This window comes from Pseudomonas sp. Nvir (genome assembly GCF_963778085.1).
GTDB lineage: Bacteria > Pseudomonadota > Gammaproteobacteria > Pseudomonadales > Pseudomonadaceae > Aquipseudomonas > Aquipseudomonas juntendi.
Map to the genome: position 1 here is coordinate 5,610,063 of NZ_OY970405.1, position 20,104 is coordinate 5,630,166.

General features: G+C 61.7%; 19 protein-coding genes. 2 read left to right on the plus strand and 17 right to left on the minus strand.

The features are described from left to right. Positions 1–81: 81 nt before the first annotated feature. The 11 genes from AACG97_RS26770 to AACG97_RS26820 form a co-directional block, all read right to left on the minus strand. Positions 82–867: a MetQ/NlpA family ABC transporter substrate-binding protein gene (locus AACG97_RS26770; RefSeq protein ID WP_029887965.1), complete on the minus strand. Its 786-nt coding sequence runs from the start codon at positions 865–867 to the stop codon at positions 82–84. 161 nt (positions 868–1,028) lie between these two features. Then, positions 1,029–1,871: a sigma 54-interacting transcriptional regulator gene (locus tag AACG97_RS26775; protein WP_197886451.1), complete on the minus strand. Its 843-nt coding sequence runs from the start codon at positions 1,869–1,871 to the stop codon at positions 1,029–1,031. Positions 1,872–1,920: 49 nt separating this feature from the next. After that, a complete protein-coding gene (locus AACG97_RS26780; protein ID WP_029887963.1) occupies positions 1,921–2,502 on the minus strand; it encodes an alpha/beta hydrolase in 582 nt (193 codons plus the stop codon). A 202-nt stretch (positions 2,503–2,704) separates the two neighbouring features. Continuing rightward, positions 2,705–3,694, minus strand: a complete 990-nt coding sequence (locus AACG97_RS26785; protein WP_009683702.1) for a sulfate/molybdate ABC transporter ATP-binding protein — start codon at positions 3,692–3,694, stop codon at positions 2,705–2,707. A 3-nt stretch (positions 3,695–3,697) separates the two neighbouring features. Beyond that, positions 3,698–4,570 (minus strand): sulfate ABC transporter permease subunit CysW, encoded by an 873-nt coding sequence (gene cysW, locus AACG97_RS26790; RefSeq protein WP_009683703.1) that lies wholly within the window; start codon positions 4,568–4,570, stop codon positions 3,698–3,700. A gap of 11 nt (positions 4,571–4,581) precedes the next feature. Continuing rightward, positions 4,582–5,400 (minus strand): sulfate ABC transporter permease subunit CysT, encoded by an 819-nt coding sequence (cysT, locus tag AACG97_RS26795; RefSeq protein ID WP_009683704.1) that lies wholly within the window; start codon positions 5,398–5,400, stop codon positions 4,582–4,584. A 242-nt stretch (positions 5,401–5,642) separates the two neighbouring features. Further along, positions 5,643–6,650 (minus strand): sulfate ABC transporter substrate-binding protein, encoded by a 1,008-nt coding sequence (locus tag AACG97_RS26800; protein WP_029887962.1) that lies wholly within the window; start codon positions 6,648–6,650, stop codon positions 5,643–5,645. Positions 6,651–6,697: 47 nt separating this feature from the next. Beyond that, entirely contained in the window at positions 6,698–6,880 is a 183-nt protein-coding gene (oscA, locus tag AACG97_RS26805) for a sulfur starvation response protein OscA (RefSeq protein WP_009683706.1), read from the minus strand. 244 nt (positions 6,881–7,124) lie between these two features. Continuing rightward, on the minus strand, positions 7,125–10,178 hold the full coding sequence (locus AACG97_RS26810) for an efflux RND transporter permease subunit (protein ID WP_047150073.1): 3,054 nt from the start codon (positions 10,176–10,178) through the stop codon (positions 7,125–7,127). After that, complete coding sequence (locus AACG97_RS26815; protein ID WP_029887457.1) at positions 10,175–11,242, minus strand: efflux RND transporter periplasmic adaptor subunit; 1,068 nt, start codon at positions 11,240–11,242, stop codon at positions 10,175–10,177. The genes AACG97_RS26810 and AACG97_RS26815 overlap by 4 nt, the downstream gene beginning before the upstream one ends. Continuing rightward, positions 11,239–12,327, minus strand: coding sequence for an efflux RND transporter periplasmic adaptor subunit (locus tag AACG97_RS26820; protein WP_029887456.1), 1,089 nt, complete (start codon positions 12,325–12,327; stop codon positions 11,239–11,241). Before AACG97_RS26820 ends, AACG97_RS26815 begins: the two co-directional genes overlap by 4 nt. A 314-nt stretch (positions 12,328–12,641) precedes the next feature. Here AACG97_RS26820 and AACG97_RS26825 point away from each other — a divergent pair, with 314 nt between their 5' ends. Continuing rightward, on the plus strand, positions 12,642–13,097 hold the full coding sequence (locus tag AACG97_RS26825; protein WP_009683713.1) for an REP-associated tyrosine transposase: 456 nt from the start codon (positions 12,642–12,644) through the stop codon (positions 13,095–13,097). Positions 13,098–13,208: 111 nt separating this feature from the next. On the opposite strand, the gene AACG97_RS26830 is transcribed toward AACG97_RS26825, so the two are convergent. After that, complete coding sequence (locus tag AACG97_RS26830) at positions 13,209–13,487, minus strand: DUF3077 domain-containing protein (protein WP_225786196.1); 279 nt, start codon at positions 13,485–13,487, stop codon at positions 13,209–13,211. A gap of 522 nt (positions 13,488–14,009) precedes the next feature. Between AACG97_RS26830 and AACG97_RS26835 the strand changes: the two genes are divergently transcribed. After that, positions 14,010–14,465: an REP-associated tyrosine transposase gene (locus tag AACG97_RS26835; protein WP_144189493.1), complete on the plus strand. Its 456-nt coding sequence runs from the start codon at positions 14,010–14,012 to the stop codon at positions 14,463–14,465. A 106-nt stretch (positions 14,466–14,571) separates the two neighbouring features. Here the strand turns inward: AACG97_RS26835 and AACG97_RS26840 are convergent, their stop codons facing one another. The 5 genes from AACG97_RS26840 to AACG97_RS26860 form a co-directional block, all read right to left on the minus strand. Then, on the minus strand, positions 14,572–15,465 hold the full coding sequence (locus tag AACG97_RS26840; RefSeq protein ID WP_054905162.1) for an ABC transporter permease subunit: 894 nt from the start codon (positions 15,463–15,465) through the stop codon (positions 14,572–14,574). Further along, positions 15,462–16,382 (minus strand): ABC transporter permease subunit, encoded by a 921-nt coding sequence (locus AACG97_RS26845; RefSeq protein WP_009681714.1) that lies wholly within the window; start codon positions 16,380–16,382, stop codon positions 15,462–15,464. The genes AACG97_RS26840 and AACG97_RS26845 overlap by 4 nt, the downstream gene beginning before the upstream one ends. Beyond that, positions 16,379–17,521: a polyamine ABC transporter ATP-binding protein gene (potA, locus tag AACG97_RS26850; protein WP_009681715.1), complete on the minus strand. Its 1,143-nt coding sequence runs from the start codon at positions 17,519–17,521 to the stop codon at positions 16,379–16,381. The genes AACG97_RS26845 and potA overlap by 4 nt, the downstream gene beginning before the upstream one ends. Positions 17,522–17,592: 71 nt before the next feature. Next, the gene (locus AACG97_RS26855) at positions 17,593–18,687 is read right to left on the minus strand and encodes a polyamine ABC transporter substrate-binding protein (protein ID WP_009681716.1); all 1,095 of its coding nucleotides are present in this window, start codon (positions 18,685–18,687) and stop codon (positions 17,593–17,595) included. A 159-nt stretch (positions 18,688–18,846) separates the two neighbouring features. Next, positions 18,847–19,944, minus strand: a complete 1,098-nt coding sequence (locus AACG97_RS26860) for a polyamine ABC transporter substrate-binding protein (protein ID WP_232554998.1) — start codon at positions 19,942–19,944, stop codon at positions 18,847–18,849. Positions 19,945–20,104 lie beyond the last annotated feature (160 nt).

Genomic DNA, 20,104 nt, shown 5'->3' on the forward strand with positions numbered 1-20,104 from the left:
GCGCTTTGGTAGGGGCGCTGCGGCCGGAAGCAAAAACGCCGACACATGGGCGTCGGCGTTTTTTCGATGACTGCTGGCGGATCAGAACGCCGGCAGTACGGCGCCCTGGTACTTCTCGGCGATGAACGCCTTCACTTGCGGGCTGGTCAGGGCCTTGGCCAGTTTCTGCATGGCATCACTGTCCTTGTTGTCCGGGCGCGCGACCAGGAAGTTCACGTACGGCGAGTCGGCACCTTCGATCACCAGCGCATCCTTGGCCGGGTTCAAGCCGGCTTCGAGGGCGTAGTTGGTGTTGATCATGTCCAGGTCCACCTGGTCCAGCACGCGTGGCAGCATGGCCGACTCAAGCTCGCGGAACTTCAGGTTCTTCGGGTTCTCGGCAATGTCCTTGGGGGTGGCCAGGGCGTTCTTCGGGTCCTTCAGGGTGATCAGGCCGGCCTTCTGCAGCAGGATCAGAGCACGCCCGCTGTTGCTCCCTTCGTTCGGAATGGCAACGGTGGCGCCCTCTTTCAGCTCGCTCAGGCTCTTGACCTTCTTCGAATAGCCACCGAACGGCTCGACGTGCACGCCCACCACGGTTACCAGGTGGGTGCCCTTGCCTTCGTTGAAGCTCTTCAGGTAAGGCAGCGTCTGGAAGTAGTTGGCGTCCAGGCGCTTCTGGTCCACCTGCACGTTTGGCTGCACGTAGTCGGTGAAGACCTTGATCTGCAGGTCCACCCCTTCTTTGGCCAGGGTAGGCTTGATCAGCTCGAGGATTTCGGCGTGCGGTACCGGGGTAGCGGCAACCACCAGTTTCTCGGCAGCGGCGGCCAGGCCGGAAAACGCCAGGGCGGCGGCCAGGGCGGTGGTCAGCAGGGTCTTCTTCATGGTGGTCCTTATTCTGAATCTGGGCCATCGGCGATGGCGAATCGGCTGCCCAACCGCTTCACCAGTGGGCGTGAGGCGGACAATACCTAGAATTTTTATTCCGTAACAATATCTTTTATTTCGCCAGTTATTCCAAAAAATACAGTCACTACGGGTTTTGCTTATGAGCCATGGCTAGCCAGCGGTCTTGGCAGGTCGAGGTCATGGGGCAACAGCTCGTCGCTATCATTTACCAGCAAGGCAAAGTGAATGACATTCTCCAGCTCGCGGGTATTGCCCGGCCACGGGTGGGCTTCCAGCACCTGCTGCGCGGCCTCGCTCACCAGGGGCACCGGGCGCTGCAGCCGGGCACTGTAGATACCCACGAAATACTCGGCCAACGGCAGGATATCGCCTGGCCGCTCGCGCAATGGCGGCAGCTCCAGCGCGCCTTCATGCAGGTAGTGGTAGAGCCGCTCGTGGAAGCGACCGGCACGCACCACCCGAGCCAGGTCGATACTGCTGGCGGCTACCAGCCGTACATCCACCGGCTGTGGCTGTTGCGCCCCAACACGCATCACCTCACGGTTCTCCAGCGCTGCCAGCAGCTTGCCCTGGATGGCCAGCGGCAAGTCGGCGATTTCGTCCAGGTAAAGCGTGCCGCCGTTGGCCGAGCCAAACCAGCCGGCGCGGCTGCTGGCCGTACCGCCATGGCTGCCAGCGCTATAGCCGAACAACTCGGCGTCGGCATAGGTCGGGCTGATGGCCGCGCAGTTGACCGACACGAACAGCCCGCTACGGTCGCTGGTACGGTGGATTTGCCGCGCCAGCAGCTCCTTGCCGGTACCGGTCTCGCCACGAATCAGCACCGGCAAGGGTTGCGGCGCCAGGAGCTCAAGCTCATCGCGCAGCCGCTGCGAGCGTGGGTCGATGAACACCAATGCCTTGGCACGGATGCTCAAGGGGCTTTTGTCCAGTTCAGGAAAGGTCAGCAGCGGCTGGCTAAACGGGTTTTGAAAAGTCATGAAAAAACTCCCGCCCCAGGCCTGAGGTGGCCGGGCGTACAGGGGCCAATCAGGCGCGGCGCAGTGCGCGCTGCTCGACCCGGCTTTGCAAGCGATACAAGTAGGCGAAGCCTTGTTCCCAGCGCTCATGCCCGGACTTGACGTTGATGTGCCCGGCGTTGCTCAGCAACCCCGCTTCGGCACCCCAGGCCTGGGCCAGGTATAACGCCCGCGGCACGCTCACGGCAGGGTCGTTGTCCGAGCTGACAACCTGGCTGGGAAATGGCAAAACCCCGAGCGGAATCGGCGCAAAGTTGCGCAGCGCCGGCGCACAGCCGGGCCGCTCGACGTCCGCAGGCGCCACCAGCAACGCCCCCCTCACCCGCCGCAGCAACGCCGGGCTGGCCTGCGCGGCCCAATGGGCGACGGTGATGCAGCCTAGGCTATGGGCGATCAGGATGACTGGCGAGGGCTCGGCGGCAATCGCCTGTTCCAGCGCCTGCACCCAGTCCTGGTGTTGCGGGGTCAACCAGTCATGCTGCTCGACCCGCGCGCTGTTGGGCAGGGTGCGCTGCCAGTGGCTTTGCCAGTGGTTGTCTGGCGATCCTTGCCAGCCCGGCACAATCAGGTATCGAATCGACTCATTGCGCATGGGGACGCCTCCAGTAAGTTTGCGTGCTTGGAGGCCAGTATAAGGACAGGGTTATGTTCGTAAAGGAATAAGAAGCTATTTATTAATAACCAAAATTGCAGGCACGGCCTTGCGTCGCGACGGGCGGCAATGCAGCCCCGGCAATCTCACAGGCACAAAAAAGCCCGGGACCAACCCCGGGCTTTGCATCAGCCACCGCGACTCAGATATCCGCCACCTTCTGCCAAACCTTCGGCCGGAAGAACAGCGTCTCCCCACGCGCCAGGCCGGTCAGGCTATCGTGGTCCTTGACCACTTCGGCTTCGATCAACTCGCTCTGCCCTTCCACCTTCAGGGTCACCCGGGTGGTCGCGCCCAACGGCCGAATGTCGCGCACTTCGGCCGCATGGTGGCCTTCGGTTTCATGGCGCGACAAAGACACCTCGTGCGGCCGGAACAGCACATGGTGCCCTTCGCTCAATGCCAGGCGGTTGGAGTCACCGAGGAAGTGGTAGACGAAATCGTTGGCCGGTTGCTCATACACCTCGCCCGGCGAACCGATCTGCTCGATCACGCCTTTGTTCATCACCACGATGCGGTCTGCCACCTCCATGGCTTCTTCCTGGTCGTGGGTGACGAATACCGAGGTCAGGTTGATGTCCTCGTGCAGCCGCGCCAGCCAGCGGCGCAGCTCTTTGCGCACCTTGGCATCCAGCGCACCGAACGGCTCATCCAGCAGCAGCACCTTGGGCTCCACCGCCAGTGCCCGGGCCAGGGCGATGCGCTGGCGCTGGCCACCCGACAACTGCTCAGGGTAGCGGTCGGACAACCAGTCCAGTTGCACCATGTTCAGCAGCTCATGCACTTTCTCGGCAATCCTGCTTTCGCTGGGCCGCTCGCCTTTGGGCTTCATGCGCAGGCCGAACGCCACGTTGTCGAACACGCTCATGTGGCGGAACAGTGCGTAGTGCTGGAACACGAACCCCACGTTGCGGTCGCGCACGTCGCGGCCCGACACGTCCTCGCCATGGAACACGATGTTGCCCTGGTCCGGGGTTTCCAGGCCGGCGATGATGCGCAGCAAGGTGGTCTTGCCGCAGCCGGAAGGGCCGAGCAAGGCCACCAGCTCGCCGCTGTTGATGTCCAGGGTGATGTTGTCCAGGGCCTGGAAGCTGTTGAAGCGTTTGCTGACGTTACGAACTTCGATCGACATGAGTCATTCCTCCGCGGCGCCGTGGCGCAGGCGGTTAATACGGTTCTCGCTCCACTGCTTGAGCAGCAGGATGAAGAGCGCCAGGATCAGCAACAGGCTGGCCACGCTGAAGGCTGCGACGTGGTTGTACTCGTTGTAGAGAATTTCCACGTGCAGCGGCAGGGTGTTGGTCACGCCACGAATGTGGCCGGACACCACCGACACCGCGCCAAACTCGCCCATGGCCCGCGCAGTACACAGCACCACGCCGTAGATCAGCCCCCACTTGATGTTCGGCAGGGTCACGTGCCAGAACATCTGCCAGCCGTTGGCGCCGAGCAGCCGCGCGGCCTCCTCCTCTTGCGTGCCCTGCTCCTGCATCAGCGGGATCAGCTCACGGGCCACGAACGGTACGGTGACGAAAATGGTCGCCAGGACGATGCCCGGCAGGGCGAAGACGATCTGGATATCGTGGTCTTGCAGCCACGGCCCGAACAGGCCCTGCGCGCCGAACATCAGCACGTAGACCAGGCCGGCGATCACCGGCGACACCGAGAACGGCAGGTCGATCAGGGTGACCAGGATGCTCTTGCCGCGGAAGGTGTACTTGCTCACGCACCAGGCGGCGCTTACCCCGAACACCAGGTTCAGCGGCACCGAGATGGCCACGGCGAGCAGGGTCAGTTTCAGCGCCGACAAGGCGTCGGGTTCGAGGATCGCCTCGAAGAAGGTGCCAAAACCGTTCTTCAGCGCCTGCGATACCACAATGACCAGGGGCAGCAGCAAAAACAGCACGAACACCAGCCAACCAAGGCCGATCAGGATACGCCGCGAAGTGGCGCTGCCACGGCGGGCGGCGTTGGCGGCCGCGCTTGCACTCAGGGATGAACTGGACATGCCGGCCTCCTTCAAGGGGTTTCGATACGGCGCTGCAGCAGGTTGATCAGCAGCAGCAGGATGAAGGAAACCACCAGCATCAGCACGCCAATGGCGGTGGCCCCGGTGTAGTCGTACTGGTCGAGCTTGACCATGATCAGCAGCGGCAGGATCTCGGTCTTCATTGGCATGTTGCCAGCAATGAAAATCACCGAACCGTACTCGCCCACGCCACGGGCGAAGGCCAGGGCAAAGCCGGTCAGCCAGGCGGGCAGCAGGGCCGGCGCCAGGATGTGGCGGAACACCTGCAGCGGCTTGGCACCCAGGCAGGCCGCAGCCTCTTCCACTTCACGCGGGATGTCGGCCAGAACCGGCTGCACGGTGCGTACCACGAACGGCAGGGTGACGAACGTCAGCGCCAGGGTGATGCCCAGTGGGGTGTAGGCGATCTTGAAGCCCAGGTCGGTGGCGAACTGACCGACCCAGCCCTGGGGGGCGTAAAGCGCGGTCAGAGCGATACCGGCAACGGCCGTGGGCAGGGCGAACGGCAGGTCGATCATCGCATCGATGACCTTGCGCCCCGGGAAGGTGTAGCGCACCAGCACCCAGGCCAGCAGGGTGCCAATCACACCATTGATGATGGCCGCGAACAGGGCAGTGCCGAAACTCAGTTTGAGCGCGGCGATTACCCGCGGCGCACTGATGATGTTCCAGAACTGCTCGAAGGTCAGCTGCGAGGCATGGATGAACATGGCCGCCAGCGGTATCAGCACGATCAGGCTGAGGTACACCAAGGTGTAGCCCAGCGTCAGCCCGAAGCCGGGTATGACGGGGGAAATGCGACGTGACATAAATATCCCTGGTTGAATGCACTCGGCCCAGTATCGATCCGGGGTCGGTACAGGCATTTGAATCCTGGGCTGCGTTGCAGCCCATCGCCGGCAAGCCAGCTCCCACAGAACAATACATAACTCATTGATTTAGCGAGGTCCTTGTGGGAGCGGGCATGCCCGCGAACACCGGCGTAGCCGGTGCCAGCCACCGCGTTGGATTCTTCGCGGGCACGCCCGCTCCCACAGAGACCGCGTCGCCATTACTGTGCCTGATAGATCTGGTCGAACACACCGCCATCATTGAAGAATTTCGGTTGTGCAGTCTTCCAGCCACCAAAGTCCTTGTCGATGGTCACCAGGTCCAGTTTCGGGAACTGCTTGCCAAACTCGGCAGCGACCTTTTCATCACGCGGGCGGTAGAAGTTCTCGGCGGCAATTTTCTGCCCAGCCGGGCTGTACAGGTGCTTGAGGTATTCGGTGGCAATCGCGGTATTGCCTTTCTTCTCGGCGTTCTTGTCCACCACCGCCACCGGCGGCTCGGCGAGAATCGACAGCGACGGCACGACGATCTCGAACTTGTCGGCACCGCCGTCTTCCTTCAGTGCCAGGAACGCTTCGTTTTCCCAGGCCAACAACACGTCGCCCTGGCCATTGTTGACGAAGGTGATGGTAGAACCGCGCGCGCCGGTATCCAGCACCGGTACGTGCTTGAACAGTTCCTGCACATAGGCCTTGGCCTTGTCTTCACTGCCGCCGGCCTTCAGGCCGTAAGCCCAGGCGGCAAGGAAGTTCCAGCGTGCGCCGCCAGATGTTTTCGGGTTGGGGGTAATCACCGACACGTCGTTCTTGATCAGGTCGCCCCAGTCCTTGATGCCTTTCGGGTTGCCCTTGCGCACCAGGAACACGATGGTCGAGGTATAGGGGGTGCTGGCGTCCGGCAGGCGGGTTTGCCAGTTCTCCGGCAAGGTCTTGCCCAGCTTGGCGATTTCGTCGATATCACCGGCCAGCGCCAGGGTCACCACGTCAGCGCGCAGACCGTCGATCACCGCCCGGCCCTGCTTGCCCGAGCCGCCGTGGGATTGCTGGATCTTCACCGTGTCGCCCGGGTGGGCCTGCTGCCAATGCTGGATGAACTCGGCGTTGTATTGCTGGTACAGCTCACGGGTGGGGTCGTATGACACGTTCAGCAGTTCGTAATCCTTGGCGATGGCGGAACCGGCAAAAACGGCACTGGCCAGGGCGGCGAGCGCATAACGGCGGATGGACATGGTGAAGCTCCCGATGGCATTTGTTCTAGTTTTGAAAGGGGGTGGGCTCAGCCGGCCTTGTTGCCCGGCTGTTGCAGGCGGAACTTCTCCTTGCGCTCGATCTGCACGACCTGGGCGTTATGCACCGTGATCTCCACCGCGCCAAAGCGCAGGTCGCGCAGGGCGTTCTGGATCTCCCGCAAAAGGCTGGCTTCGTCCTGACCATCGATATTACGCAGCGGTGCACTCATGCTCGTTCTCCTTGGCGTGAGATGCCGGGCGGGGATTTGAAGGGGTATTGCCTGGCTTGAGGGCAATAGTAGCGAGGGGCTTTTATTCTTAAAAATACTATTTAAGAATTTTTATATAACCGTTTTATTTTTCTGGTTCGAGGGCCCTATCGCCGGCAAGCCGGCTCCCACAGGCGTGTCACTGCCTCTCAGTTTTGTGAGGCCCCTGTGGGAGCTGGCTTGCCGGCGATAGAGCCTTGAGCCTTCAGTTTTGCTTCTGTGGCTCGCGGATTTTGTACCAGGCCACGTACAAGGCCGGCAGGAACAGCAGCGTCAGCAGCGTTGCACTGATGATGCCGCCAATCATGGCGTAGGCCATCGGCCCCCAGAACACTTCACGTGCAATCGGGATCATGCCCAGGCTCGCTGCGGCTGCCGTCAGCAGGATCGGCCGGCGACGGTGGTTGGTGGCCTCCACCACCGCGTCCCAAGGGGCATAGCCCTGCGCCTCGAACTCATCGATCTGGGTAACCAGAATCACCGAGTTGCGGATGATGATACCGGCGAGCGCCAGGATGCCGAGAATCGCCACGAAGCCCATCGGCGTACCGGTAGGCACCAGCGCCAGCACCACGCCGATCAGCCCCAGTGGCGCCACGCTGATTACCAGGAACAGCTTCTGCACGCTGTGCAGCTGGATCATCAGGAACGTGGCCATGAGGAACAGCATCAGCGGGATGACCTTGGCGATCGGCCCTTGGGCCTTGCCACTCTCCTCCACGGTACCGCCCGTGGCCACTTCGTAGCCTACCGGCAGTTTGCTGGCGAACTCGTCGATTTTCGGCTTCAGTTGCGCCACCAGGTCGGTCGGTTGAATGTCGCCGTTGACCGAGGCCTTGATGGTGATGGTTGGCTTGCGGTCACGCCGCCATACCAGCGGCTGCTCCAGCTCGTAGCGCACGGTGGCAAACGACAGCAGCGGAATCGAGGTGCCGTTGGAGGTCAGGATCTGCAGGTTCTGCAGGGTATCGGGCGAACCACGCTCGCTGTCCTCGGCACGCGCGACCACGTCGATCAGGTAGATGCTGTCGTTGACCTGGGTGATCTGCACACCGCTGACGATGCTGTTCATCACGTTGGCCACATCTTCCGACGACAGCCCCAGCTGCCGCGCCTTGTCCTGGGCAATGTCCACGCGCAGTACTTTGCCAGGCTCGTTCCAGTCGTAGATCATCTCGCCTATGTTGCGGTTCTGGTTGAGCAAGGTCGCCAGGTCGATGGCGTGCTTGCGCACCTCGTCGATACTGGTGCCGCTGACGCGGTACTGGATCGGCCGCCCCACCGGTGGGCCCATTTCCAGCGATTGCACGTTGGTGCCGATGCCGACGAACTCTTCATGCAGGATTTTCTGCAAGCGCTCGATCATGCCCTGGCGCTCTTCCAGGCCCTTGCTGACAATCACCAGCTGGGCGTAATACGGGTTTTGCAACTGCTGGTCGAGCGGCAGGTAGAACCGCACGGCGCCCTGGCCGATGTAGGTGCTCCAGTGCACCAGGTCCGGGTCGTCCTTGAGGCGCGCCTCGAAGCGGTCGACTACCTTGCGCGTCTCCTCGATAGAAGCGTTCTGCGGCAGGTTCAGGTCGACCAGGATCTCCGGGCGGTCCGACGCGGGAAAGAACTGGTTCTGCACGAAGCGCATGCTGAACAGCGCCAGGGCAAATAGCAGGATGGTACCGATGATGGTCAGCCAGCGATGGCGCATGCACCACAGCAGCCCACCCTCGAACGCCCTGGCCACGCGCCCAGGCTTGGCTTCGTGAGCCTTGACCTTGCTGCTGCTCAGGATGTGCACCCCCAGCACCGGGGCGAAGAACACCGCCACCACCCAGGACACCAGCAAGGCCACGGCGATTACCGCGAACAGGGTGAAGGTGTACTCGCCTGCAGAACTGGCGTTAAGGCCGATCGGCACGAAGCCGGCCACCGTGACCAGGGTACCGGTAAGCATCGGGAAGGCCGTGGAGGTGTAGGCGAACGTGGCCGCCTGCTCCTTGCTGTCGCCCATTTCCAGCCGGGTGACCATGACCTCCACGGTGATCATCGCATCGTCCACCAGCAAGCCCAGGGCAATGATCAGCGCGCCCAGCGAAATCCGCTGCATGGTGATACCGCTGTATTCCATGAACACGAACACCATCGCCAGCACCAAGGGTATCGAGCAGGCCACCACCAGCCCCGCGCGCATGCCTAGGCTGACAAAGCTTACCGCCAGCACGATCACCACCGCTTCGAACAGCGCGCTGGTGAAGCCGCCAACCGCCTTCTTGACGACCACGGCCTGGTCCGACACGGTGTGCACGCCAACGCCTATCGGCAGGTCCTGGGTCACCTGGTCCATGCGTTTTTTCAGTGCGGCGCCGAACGCCTGCACGTTGCCGCCGGCCTTCATGCCAATGGCCAGACCAATGGCGGTCTGGCCGTTGTAGCGGAACATCGGTGAAGGCGGGTCGACATAACCGCGCTCGATAGCGGCAATATCGGCCAGGCGGAAGAAGCGGTCATTGATCTTCAGGTTGACGGTTTGCAGGTCCTTTTCCGAGGCAAACTGCCCGGAGGTTCGCACCGAGATGCGCTCTGGTCCGGCCTCTATCACCCCCGCCGGGGTGACCGCGTTCTGCGCTTGCAGGGCCTGCATCACCTGGCGCTGGTCAATGCCCAGGGCGGCCAGCTTGCGGGTGGAGAAGTTCAGGTACAGCACTTCATCCTGGGTGCCGATGAACTCGATCTTGCCGATATTGGGTACATCGCGCACTTCTGCACGGGCCTGCTCCACATAGTCACGCAGCTGGCGCAGGGTAAGGCCGTCGGCGGTGAAGGCATAGATCGAACCGAACACATCGCCGAACTCGTCGTTGAACCCAGGCCCCTGGATGCCAGCAGGGAACTGGCCACGGATGTCCTGGATCTTCTTGCGCACCTGGTACCAGATTTGCGGGATATCCTCGGCCTTGGTGGTATCACGCAGGTACACGTAGACCGTGGATTCACCCGGCCGGGTATAGCTCTTGGTGTAGTCGAGCGAGTCGAGTTCTTCGAGCTTCTTCTCGATACGGTCGGTGACCTGGTACAGGGTCTCGTCCTGGGTCGCACCGGGCCAGCGGGTCTGGATGACCATGGTCTTGATGGTGAACGACGGGTCTTCTTCACGGCCCAGGTTGAAGTAGGAAAAAATCCCCATCAACAGGGCGACGAACATCAGGTACCAGACGAACGATTGATGCTTGAGTGCCCAGTCGGACAGGTTGAAGCTTCCTTTCATTGCGCATCCTCGTCGAAAGCGACCTTCTGGCCAGGCTTGAGGCTGTTCACGCCCGCAGTCACCACACGTTCACCAGGCTGCACGCCAGAGGCCACGACGATGCTGTCGGAAGTACGGTCGATCAGGGTCACGTCACGGGTGCCGACCGTTTTCTGCCGGGTGTCGATGACCCACACCTGGGTCTTGCCGTCGCGTTCGAGCAAGGCACTCAAGGGCAGCTCGCTGCGCGGCGACACTTGCGAGGTCAGCGTCACACTGACCGCGGTGCCCAGGTGGAAGGCTGCCGGGGTGTTTGCCAAGGTCAGGCGCGCACGGCGGGTACGGGTCGTGGGGTCGGCCTGCGGCTCCAGCTCGCGCAGGGTAGCGGTGGTGTTGATGGTCGGGTCGAGTTGCGAAGCGACGGTGAATGTCAGCCCTTTGCCCAGTTGCTCTGCCAGGCTGATCGGCAAGTCGATCACCGCCTCCTTCACATCAGGCCGGGCCAGGGTCACCACGGCCTGCCCGGCGGTGACCGTCTGCCCGGCCTCGGCCTGCCAGGCCGTGATGACCGCTGCATGGTCGCTACGCAGGGTGCTGTAGCCGAGCTGGTCACGGGCCTGGCTGACAGAGGCGCGCGCCTGCTCCAGCGTCGCGCTGGTGGTTTTCAGGTTGGTCTGGGCGACATCCAGCTGCGCCTGGGCACCCACCCCACGGTCGTACAGCTGTTGCTGGCGACGGGCATCGGCCTGGGCATTGATCCATTGCGCCTGCACCCTGGCCAGGTCGCCTTCGGCGGCACGCAGTTGGTTCTGCTGGTCGGTGGGGTCGAGGGTGGCCAAGGTATCGCCCGGTTTGACCTGGGCTCCCACGTCCAGCCAACGCCGGGCAATGCGCCCGGCTACGCGGAAGCCCAAGGTGCTCTCGAAGCGTGCCTCGATATTGCCAGCGAAGCGGCCCAGTTGCGTCTGCACCTGCGGCTCGACCTTCACCGACAGCACCGGCCGGATCGGCTCTGGGGCTTGCTCGTCACCCTCGCAGGCAGCCAGCAGCATGCCGGCTGACAGTATCAGCAGCAGCCTTGTCATAGCTCACCCCCTGGGCGTTTGGCATCCACCTTCTCCACCTGCATGCCGGGGTGCAACAGCTGGCTGCCGTTGACCACCACGGTTTCGCCCGCCTGCAAGCCGCTGGCGATGACCACCTTGCCAGTCAGGTAGCGGCCGACTTCGACCTTGCGCAGTTCGACCTTGTCACCCTCACCCACTACCCACACGGCAGGTGCGTGCAGGGCCTTGGTCAAGGCCGACCACGGCAGCTCGATGCTCGGCCGCCCCACGGTACTGGTGCTGGCCGTCACCGGCGCGCCCAGCTGCATTTCGGCGGGTACATCCTTCAGGGCCACCTTGACCTGTACCGTGCCGCTTTGCGCCGACACGGTGGGCGTGATTTCGCGGATCACGCCGCGCGCCTGGACCTTGGGGTCGTCCAGCAGGCGGACGAGTATCTCGGCGTTGCCGGGCGGTGCCACCAGCAAGGATTCGTACACATTGAACACGGCATCGCGGTCGCCATCGACGGCCAGGCTGAAGATCGGCATGGTCGCCTGCACCACCTGGCCTACTTCGGCCTGCCGCGCGGTGATCACCCCGGCGGCCTCGGAGACCAGCGCGGTGTAGCCGAGTTGTTCATTGGCACTGGCCAGTTGCGCCTGGGCCGCCTTGAGCGCGCTCTGGTTGCTGCGCAGCGCCGCTTCGGCGGCATCGTATTCGCTTTTGCTGGTGTAGCCCTTGGGCAGCAGTTTTTGCTGGCGCACGAAGGCCGCGCGGGTCTGGGTGACCCGCGCCTGCGCGGCAAACACCTCGGCCTTGGCCGAATTCACGTTGTTCTGCAGGTCTTTCGGGTCCAGGCGTGCGAGCACCTGGTTGGCCTTGACGTGGTCACCCACATCGACGCTGCGCGAAATGATCTTGCCCCCCACACGGAACGACAGGTCCGTCTGCACCCGCGCCTGTACATCGCCGGTCAGGGTGACCCTGGCGGCGAAATCGGTGGGTTGAACCTGCTGCACGCCCACCCGCGGCAATGTTTCAGGCACCTCTTCCTTGCTACACCCGGCGAGCATGCACAGCAGCCCCAGGCAAACGACCGACAGCGGACGTATCAACGTCATGCAGGCTCCTTGCTTGCGCACAAATGGTTTGTGGGATGCGACTGTCAGCGTAGTTCAGGGTTCGATAAACATCACTGACGGGGGTCAGTTCGGCAGTTTCGGCGCTTGCGCCGGCCTCTTCGCGGGCACGCCCGCTCCCACAGGTACAGCGCAGGCCCTGAGACTCGCGCTGTACCTGTAAGAGCGGGCGTGCCCGCGAAAGGGCCGGCACAGCCAAGCACATGCTTCAGTTATATCCGGAAACCACCAACCACCCGGCCACCCCGCTTCAGCCACTACTTTCAAAGGGAGGTTCAACTTCAAGGAAGATCACAATGCCGTTAGCCGAATCCCATCTGCTGCGCCGTGGGCGCTTTTCCGAGCCAGGCAGGCTTTACATGCTGACCACCATCACGCAACAGCGAAAGCCACTTTTCCACGACTTTCACCATGCCCGGCTGGTGGTCAAACATCTGCGGATCTCAAATGATATTCAGGACTGCCGTTCATTGGCCTGGGTAGTGATGCCGGACCATCTGCATTGGTTGATCGAACTGAAGGAAGTGGCATTGGCGACACTGATGCGCAAATTCAAATCACGCACAGCCATTGCCTTGCGCAAGGCAGGTGTCAGGCACAAGCCGATATGGCAACCGGGGTATCACGACCATGAACTGCGGCGGGAAGGAAATGTGGTGCATGTGGCCCGGTACATCGTTGCCAATCCCTTGAGGGCAGGCTTGGTCCGGAGTGTCAGGGATTATCCACACTGGGATGCGGTATGGCTTTGAATCGGTGCTGGGGCCTTCGCGGGCTCGCCCGCTCCTACAGGTACAGCGCAGGCCCTGAGGCTTGCGCTGTACCTGTAGGAGCGGGCGTGCCCGCGAAAGGGCCGGTACAGGTCAGACCTGAACTGAGGCCTTATTAAGGCCAAGCTCAATGTCATCAATGAGGGCTTTGGCAAAGCCACTGAGAATTCTTGCTGCACTACCCGCCAGCCGATCATTTTCCATCTCGGCTTCGGTTGTCAGGTGATTGATACAGCCGAGCATGACGGAGAGTTCGGAGAACGCATGATTGAAGGGAATGTTGGCCTGTACGCGGAAAAGCTCCATGCAGGTTTCTTTACCGACAGTGCTGCTGTAGCTCGGATGGGCAGAATCAAGGTCGTGCTTGGTCATGGTTGGAATCCAATGTCGTTAATTGGACCACCAACTCGTCTTTCTCACGGACAAGGGGTGGCAGCCGTACGCGGGGTGAGAAACCGAGGACATTGAACCCGGCCAGGCCGAAGCCTGCCCACGTAGGCTGCCATGACTGGAAGCCCGTTCAACATCGTTCGGGTTCTCACACCCGATCACCATGAATGGCGACCCTACGACGTTAGCCCTGGGGCATTTGCCCTACAACAGAGCAGCTTCCACGCGGCTCGTAGGATAATTCCCAAGCAGCGCCGATTGAAGCTTTGGGCTCAGGTTGATGAAAAGTCGTACGCCATCAGGGCCTCTTCGCGGGCTTGCCCGCTCCCACAGGTACAGCGCAGCCCCTGGGACTTGCGCTGTACCTGTAGGAGCGGGCGTGCCCGCGAAAGGGCCGGCACAGCCAAGCACATGCTTCAGTTATATCCGGAAACCACCAACTACCCGGTCACCCCGCTTCAGCCACTACTTTCAAAGGGAGGTTCAACTTCAAGGAAGATCACAATGCCGTTAGCCGAATCCCATCTGCTGCGCCGTGGGCGCTTTTCCGAGCCAGGCAGGCTCTACATGCTGACCACCATCACGCAACAGCGAAAGCCACTTTTCCTCGACTTTCACCATGCCCGGCTGGTGGTCAGACACCTGCGGGTATCCGATGGCATCAAGGACTGCCGGTCATTGGCCTGGGTAGTAATGCCCGACCATCTGCATTGGCTAATCGAGTTGAAGGAAGTGGCATTGGCGACACTGATGCGCAAGTTCAAATCACGCACAGCCATTGCCTTGCGCAAGGCAGGTGTCAGGCACAAGCCGATATGGCAACCGGGGTATCACGACCATGCACTGCGGCGGGAAGAGAATGTGGTGCATGTGGCCCGGTACATCGTTGCCAATCCCTTGAGGGCAGGCTTGGTCCGGAGTGTCAGGGATTATCCACACTGGGATGCGGTATGGCTTTGAATCGGTGCTGGGGCCTTCGCGGGCTCGCCCGCTCCCACAGGTACAGCGCAGGCCTTGAGACTTGCGCTGTACCTGTAGGAGCGGGCAAGCCCGCGAAAAGGCCGGATCAGGCCGAAGCCGCCACTTGCGTCGGGCGCTTGACCTGCGGCTGTGAAGCGTTCGCTGCTGCACCCTCTTCAATCGCCTGCTGAATCGCCCGGCGGCGGTTCTCTTCGGCACGGCGGCTGAAGAACCAGACAAAGAAGGTCACCAGCGACACCGACAGCAGAATCAGGCTGGCCACGGCGTTGATCTCGGGTTTCACACCCAGGCGCACCGCCGAGAACACTTCCATCGGCAAGGTGGTCGAGCCAGGCCCGGAAACGAAGCTGGCCAATACCAGGTCGTCCAGCGACAGCGCGAACGACATCATGCCGCCCGCCGCCAGCGATGGCGCGATCATCGGGATGGTGATCAGGAAGAACACCTTCCAAGGCTTGGCACCCAGGTCCATCGCCGCTTCCTCGATCGACAAGTCCAGCTCACGCAGGCGCGCCGACACCACCACCGCCACATACGCGGCGCAGAACGTGGTATGGGCGATCCAGATGGTGACGATGCCACGCTCCTGCGGCCAGCCGATCATTTGCGCCATGGCCACGAACAGCAGCAACAGCGACAGGCCGGTGATCACCTCGGGCATTACCAACGGTGCGGTGACCAGGCCGCCGAACAGCGTGCGGCCCTTGAAGCGGGTGACGCGGGTCAGCACGAACGCGGCCAGGGTACCCAGCGCCACCGCTGCCACCGCCGTGTAGCAGGCAATTTCCAGCGAGCGCATCACCGAACCCATCAGTTGGGTGTTGTCGAGCAGGCCGACATACCACTTCACCGACCAGCCGCCCCACACCGTCACCAGCTTGGAGGCGTTGAACGAGTAGATCACCAGGATCAGCATCGGCAGGTAGATGAACAGCAAGCCCAGCACCAGCATCAGCTTGGAGAAACTGAAGCGTTTCATGCGCGGCCCTCCATCTCTTTGGCCTGGCTACGGTTGAACAGCAGGATGGGCACGATCAGGATCGCCAGCATCACTACCGCCAGGGCAGAGGCCACCGGCCAGTCACGGTTGTTGAAGAACTCTTGCCACAGCACCTTGCCGATCATCAGGGTTTCCGGGCCGCCGAGCAGCTCGGGGATGACGAACTCGCCCACCACCGGGATGAACACCAGCATGCAGCCGGCGATGATGCCGTTCTTCGACAGCGGCACGGTGATCTTCCAGAAGCTGTTGAAGGTACTCGAACCCAGGTCCGAAGCGGCCTCCAGCAGCGACGGGTCGTGCTTTACCAGGTTGGCGAACAGCGGCAGGATCATGAACGGCAGGTACGAATAGACCACGCCGATGTACACCGCCAGGTTGGTGTTGAGGATCTGCAACGGCTGGTCGATCAGCCCCGTCCACATCAGGAAGCCATTGAGCAGCCCGTTGTTGCTGAGAATGCCCATCCAGGCGTAGACGCGGATCAGGATCGCCGTCCAGGTCGGCATCATGATCAGCAACAGCAGGACCGTCTGCGTTTCCTTCTTGGCGTTGGCAATGGCGTAGGCCATCGGGTAGCCGATCAGCAGGCACAGCAGGGTGCTGAAGAACGCCATTTTCAGCGAACCCAGGTAGGCGGAAATATACAGCTCATCCTCGGTGAGCAAGCCGTAGTTGGCCAGGTTCAGGACCAGCTGGATCTTGTCTTCGACGTATGTGTAGATCTCGGTGTAGGGCGGGATCGCCACGTCGGCTTCGGCGAAGCTGATCTTCAGCACGATGAAGAACGGCAGCATGAAGAACAGGAACAGCCAGATGAACGGCACGCCGATCACCAGGTGCCGCCCCTCCGGGGTTATGCGCTGGAAGGCTCGCTTGAGCTTGCGCAGTTTCATGACCGCAGTACCACGCCGCTGTCGTCTTCCCACCACACATACACTTCATCGCCCCAGGTCGGCCGCGCGCCTTGGCGCTCGGCGTTGGCGACGAACGACTGGACCACCTTGCCGCTGGGCAGCTCGACGTAGAACACCGAGTGGCCACCCAGGTAGGCGATATCGTGCACCTTGCCACGCGACCAGTTGTGCTCGAACTCCGGCTGCTTGGTGGTCACCAGCAGTTTCTCCGGGCGCAGGGCATAGGTGATGTGCTTGTCTTCCACCGAGGTGGTGATGCCGTGGCCAACGTAGATCTTGCGCTCCAGTTCCGGGCTGGCAATGATCGCGTAGCCCTCGGCGTCATCGACCACATCGCCTTCGAACAGGTTGACGTTGCCGATGAACTCGCACACCAGGCGGCTGGTAGGCGTTTCGTAGATATCGACCGGCGAACCGATCTGGGCAATCCAGCCCAGGTGCATGATGGCGATGCGCTGGGCCATGGTCATGGCCTCTTCCTGGTCGTGGGTCACCATCACGCAGGTCACCCCCACGCGCTCGATGATCTCGACCAGTTCCAGCTGCATCTGCGAGCGCAGTTTCTTGTCCAGCGCGCCCATTGGCTCGTCAAGCAGCAGCAGCTTCGGGCGCTTGGCCAGCGAGCGGGCCAGGGCCACGCGCTGGCGCTGGCCGCCAGACAGCTGGTGCGGCTTGCGCTTGGCGTACTGGGTCATGTGCACCAGCTTGAGCATCTCGGCCACGCGGGCGTCGATCTCGGCCTTGGGCATTTTGTCCTGCTGCAGGCCGAAGGCGATGTTCTGCGCCACGCTCATGTGCGGGAACAAGGCGTACGACTGGAACATCATGTTGATCGGCCGCTCGTACGGCGGCATGTCGGTGATGTCGACGCCATCGAGGTAGATCCGCCCTTCGGTCGGGCGTTCGAAGCCTGCCAGCATGCGCAGCAAGGTGGACTTGCCGGAACCGGAGCCACCGAGCAGGGCGAAGATCTCGCCCTTGCGGATTTCCAGGGACACATCGTCCACAGCTACGGTTTCGTCGAATTTTTTCGTGACCCGGTCGATCTTGACCAGCACCTGCTTGGGTTGCTGGCCACCCTCGAGGGCTTTTTTATAGGCACCGGAGGCAACTGCCATGAGTGAAACTCCCAACAAGATTTTTGTGCCCGCGCGGCCTGCCTGGCAGGCGCCGGCGCGGGTCTGGATTGTTACTTGCCCGACTTGACCTTGGTCCAGCTGCGGGTCATCAGCCGTTGCACCTTGGGCGGCAACTCTGAATTGACGAACATCTTGTCCAGCACTTCCTGCGGTGGGTAAACCGCGGCGTCAGTCCTCACGGCCTGGTCCATCAGGTCGCCAGCCTTGGGGTTCGGGTTGGCGTAACCGACGTAATCACTGACCTGGGCGATAACCTCAGGTTTCAGCAAATAGTTGATGAAGGCATGCGCCTCTTTGACGTTCTTGGCGTCCTTGGGAATCGCCAGTACATCGAACCAGAGGTTGCCGCCTTCCTTGGGAATGGCGTAAGCCAGGTTCACGCCCTTCTTCGCTTCTTCAGCGCGGGCCTTGGCCTGGAACACATCACCCGAGAAACCCGCCGCGACGCAGATGTCGCCATTGGCCAGGTCGGTGATGTACTTGGACGAATGGAAGTAGGTCACGTAAGGGCGCACGGCCAGCAGCTTCTGTTCGGCCTTGGCGTAATCCTTGGGGTTGGTACTGTTGGGGTTCAGGCCCATGTAGTTGAGCACCGCCGGGAGCATTTCGTCCGCCGAGTCGAGGAAGGCTACCCCGCACTTGGACAGCTTCTTCATGTTCTCGGGCTCGAACAGCACGGCCCACGAGTCGATGGTGTCCACGCCTAGCGCGGCTTTCACTTTGTCGACGTTGTAGCCGATGCCGTTGGTGCCCCACAGGTAGGGCACCGCGTACTGGTTGCCCGGGTCGTTCTTTTCCAGGCGCTTCATCAGCGCCGGGTCCAGGTTCGAATAGTTGGGCAGCAGGCTCTTGTCGAGCTTCTGGAACGCGCCCGCCTTGATCTGCTTGCCGAGGAAATGGTTGGACGGAACGACCACGTCGTAGCCGGTATTACCGGCCAGCAGCTTGCCTTCCAGAGTTTCGTTGGAGTCGAACACATCCTGCACGGGCTTGATGCCCGTGGCTTTCTCGAAGTCCGCGAGTGTGGTCGGGCCGATGTAGTCGGACCAGTTATAGAAGTGCACCGTTGGCGCCGCTTGGACGCTGCATGCCAGCGTCAGGCCCGCGCCGGCCAGCAAGGCCTTGCGGAATACAGAAATAGACAAGTGGGTGGTCCTCACAATCAGTGCCTGGGTAGCGACAATGCTGCCGCACACGCAAAACCGGCGCGCAACTTACCTTCGCAGCTTCGATGCCGCAATGAACAATTGCCTTCCAAAGCCTCTGGGCCGGCATTTACCGGCCCGGAGGTACTGCCACCGGGCTTATTTGCCCGATTTGATCTTGGTCCAGCTGCGGGTGATCACACGCTGTACCGAAGCATCAGGCGCGGCGATCGCGTACAGCTTTTTCTTCACGTCGGCAGGCGGGTAGATGCTCGGGTCGCTGGTGATGTCTTTGTCGACCAACGGGGTCGCGGCCTGGTTACCGTTCGGGAAGCGCACGGCGTTGGTGATTTCAGCCATGATTTCCGGCTGCATCAGGAAGTTCATGAACTGGTAGGCAGCGTCTTTATGCTCGGCATCCTTGGGGATGGCGACCATGTCGTAGAAGGTACCGGCGCCTTCTTTCGGAATCACGTAGTCCACTTTGACCTTGTCGCCGGCTTCATGGGCACGGGCCTTGGACTGCTCCAGGTCACCCGAGTAGCCAACGGCCACGCAGATGTTGCCGTTGGCCATGTCGCCAATGTACTTGGACGAGTGGAAGTAGGTGATCGAAGGGCGGATCTTGAGGAACAGGTCCTCGGCAGCCTTCAGGTCATCCTTCTTGGTGCTGTCGGTCGGCAGGTCCAGGTAGTGCAGCGCGGCCGGCAGCATTTCGGTCGGCGCGTCGAGGAAGCTCACGCCGCAGCTTTTGAGCTTGGCGATGTTCTCTGGCTTGAACACCACGTCCCACGAGTCGATTTTGTCCACACCCAGCGCGGCCTTGACCTTCTCCGGGTTGTAGCCGATGCCGATCGAGCCCCACATGTACGGGAAGGCGTGCTTGTTGCCCTTGTCACTGGCATCGCCCACGGCCTTGAGCAGGTCGGGGTCGAGGTTTTTCCAGTTCGGCAGCTTGGAGCGGTCCAGCTCTTCGTACACACCAGCCTTGATCTGCTTGGCCAGGAAGTTGTTGGACGGCACCACGATGTCGTAGCCCGACTTGCCGGCCAGCAGCTTGGCCTCGAGGGTTTCGTTGCTGTCGAAGACATCGTACTTGACCTTGATGCCTGTCTGTTTCTCGAACTTGGCGATGGTGTCCGGAGCGATGTAGTCCGACCAGTTGTAGACGTTCAACACCTTGTCTTCAGCCTGAACAGCGGAGGCCATGGCGCCCATCAGGGCGGCGGCCAGCAACGTCTTGCCCATTTTCTTCATGCGTAATGCTCCAGAATTTTTGTTTAGCCTTCCGTTCAGCTGCCAGAACCCACGGTGCAGAGCGTGCGGCGACTGAAACAGTCGCTAGTCTGGCAAGTTACCGGGCCCTGTATCAAGGAAAGCAGGGCCTGGTAACGACTTAATGTCACTTCGCTAGCCT

Excerpts from the sequence above, each read along its gene's own strand:
- AACG97_RS26785 (WP_009683702.1), bottom strand. The coding sequence starts at position 3,694 with ATGTCGATCGAAGTTCGTAACGTCAGCAAACGCTTCAACAGCTTCCAG.
- AACG97_RS26820 (WP_029887456.1), bottom strand. The coding sequence starts at position 12,327 with ATGACGTTGATACGTCCGCTGTCGGTCGTTTGCCTGGGGCTGCTGTGC.
- oscA (WP_009683706.1), bottom strand. The coding sequence starts at position 6,880 with ATGAGTGCACCGCTGCGTAATATCGATGGTCAGGACGAAGCCAGCCTT.
- AACG97_RS26830 (WP_225786196.1), bottom strand. The coding sequence starts at position 13,487 with ATGACCAAGCACGACCTTGATTCTGCCCATCCGAGCTACAGCAGCACT.
- cysW (WP_009683703.1), bottom strand. The coding sequence starts at position 4,570 with ATGTCCAGTTCATCCCTGAGTGCAAGCGCGGCCGCCAACGCCGCCCGC.
- AACG97_RS26845 (WP_009681714.1), bottom strand. The coding sequence starts at position 16,382 with ATGAAACTGCGCAAGCTCAAGCGAGCCTTCCAGCGCATAACCCCGGAG.
- cysT (WP_009683704.1), bottom strand. The coding sequence starts at position 5,400 with ATGTCACGTCGCATTTCCCCCGTCATACCCGGCTTCGGGCTGACGCTG.
- AACG97_RS26810 (WP_047150073.1), bottom strand. The coding sequence starts at position 10,178 with ATGAAAGGAAGCTTCAACCTGTCCGACTGGGCACTCAAGCATCAATCG.
- AACG97_RS26840 (WP_054905162.1), bottom strand. The coding sequence starts at position 15,465 with ATGAAACGCTTCAGTTTCTCCAAGCTGATGCTGGTGCTGGGCTTGCTG.
- AACG97_RS26835 (WP_144189493.1), top strand. The coding sequence starts at position 14,010 with ATGCCGTTAGCCGAATCCCATCTGCTGCGCCGTGGGCGCTTTTCCGAG.
- AACG97_RS26770 (WP_029887965.1), bottom strand. The coding sequence starts at position 867 with ATGAAGAAGACCCTGCTGACCACCGCCCTGGCCGCCGCCCTGGCGTTT.
- AACG97_RS26780 (WP_029887963.1), bottom strand. The coding sequence starts at position 2,502 with ATGCGCAATGAGTCGATTCGATACCTGATTGTGCCGGGCTGGCAAGGA.
- AACG97_RS26800 (WP_029887962.1), bottom strand. The coding sequence starts at position 6,650 with ATGTCCATCCGCCGTTATGCGCTCGCCGCCCTGGCCAGTGCCGTTTTT.
- AACG97_RS26825 (WP_009683713.1), top strand. The coding sequence starts at position 12,642 with ATGCCGTTAGCCGAATCCCATCTGCTGCGCCGTGGGCGCTTTTCCGAG.
- AACG97_RS26860 (WP_232554998.1), bottom strand. The coding sequence starts at position 19,944 with ATGAAGAAAATGGGCAAGACGTTGCTGGCCGCCGCCCTGATGGGCGCC.
- potA (WP_009681715.1), bottom strand. The coding sequence starts at position 17,521 with ATGGCAGTTGCCTCCGGTGCCTATAAAAAAGCCCTCGAGGGTGGCCAG.
- AACG97_RS26815 (WP_029887457.1), bottom strand. The coding sequence starts at position 11,242 with ATGACAAGGCTGCTGCTGATACTGTCAGCCGGCATGCTGCTGGCTGCC.
- AACG97_RS26775 (WP_197886451.1), bottom strand. The coding sequence starts at position 1,871 with ATGACTTTTCAAAACCCGTTTAGCCAGCCGCTGCTGACCTTTCCTGAA.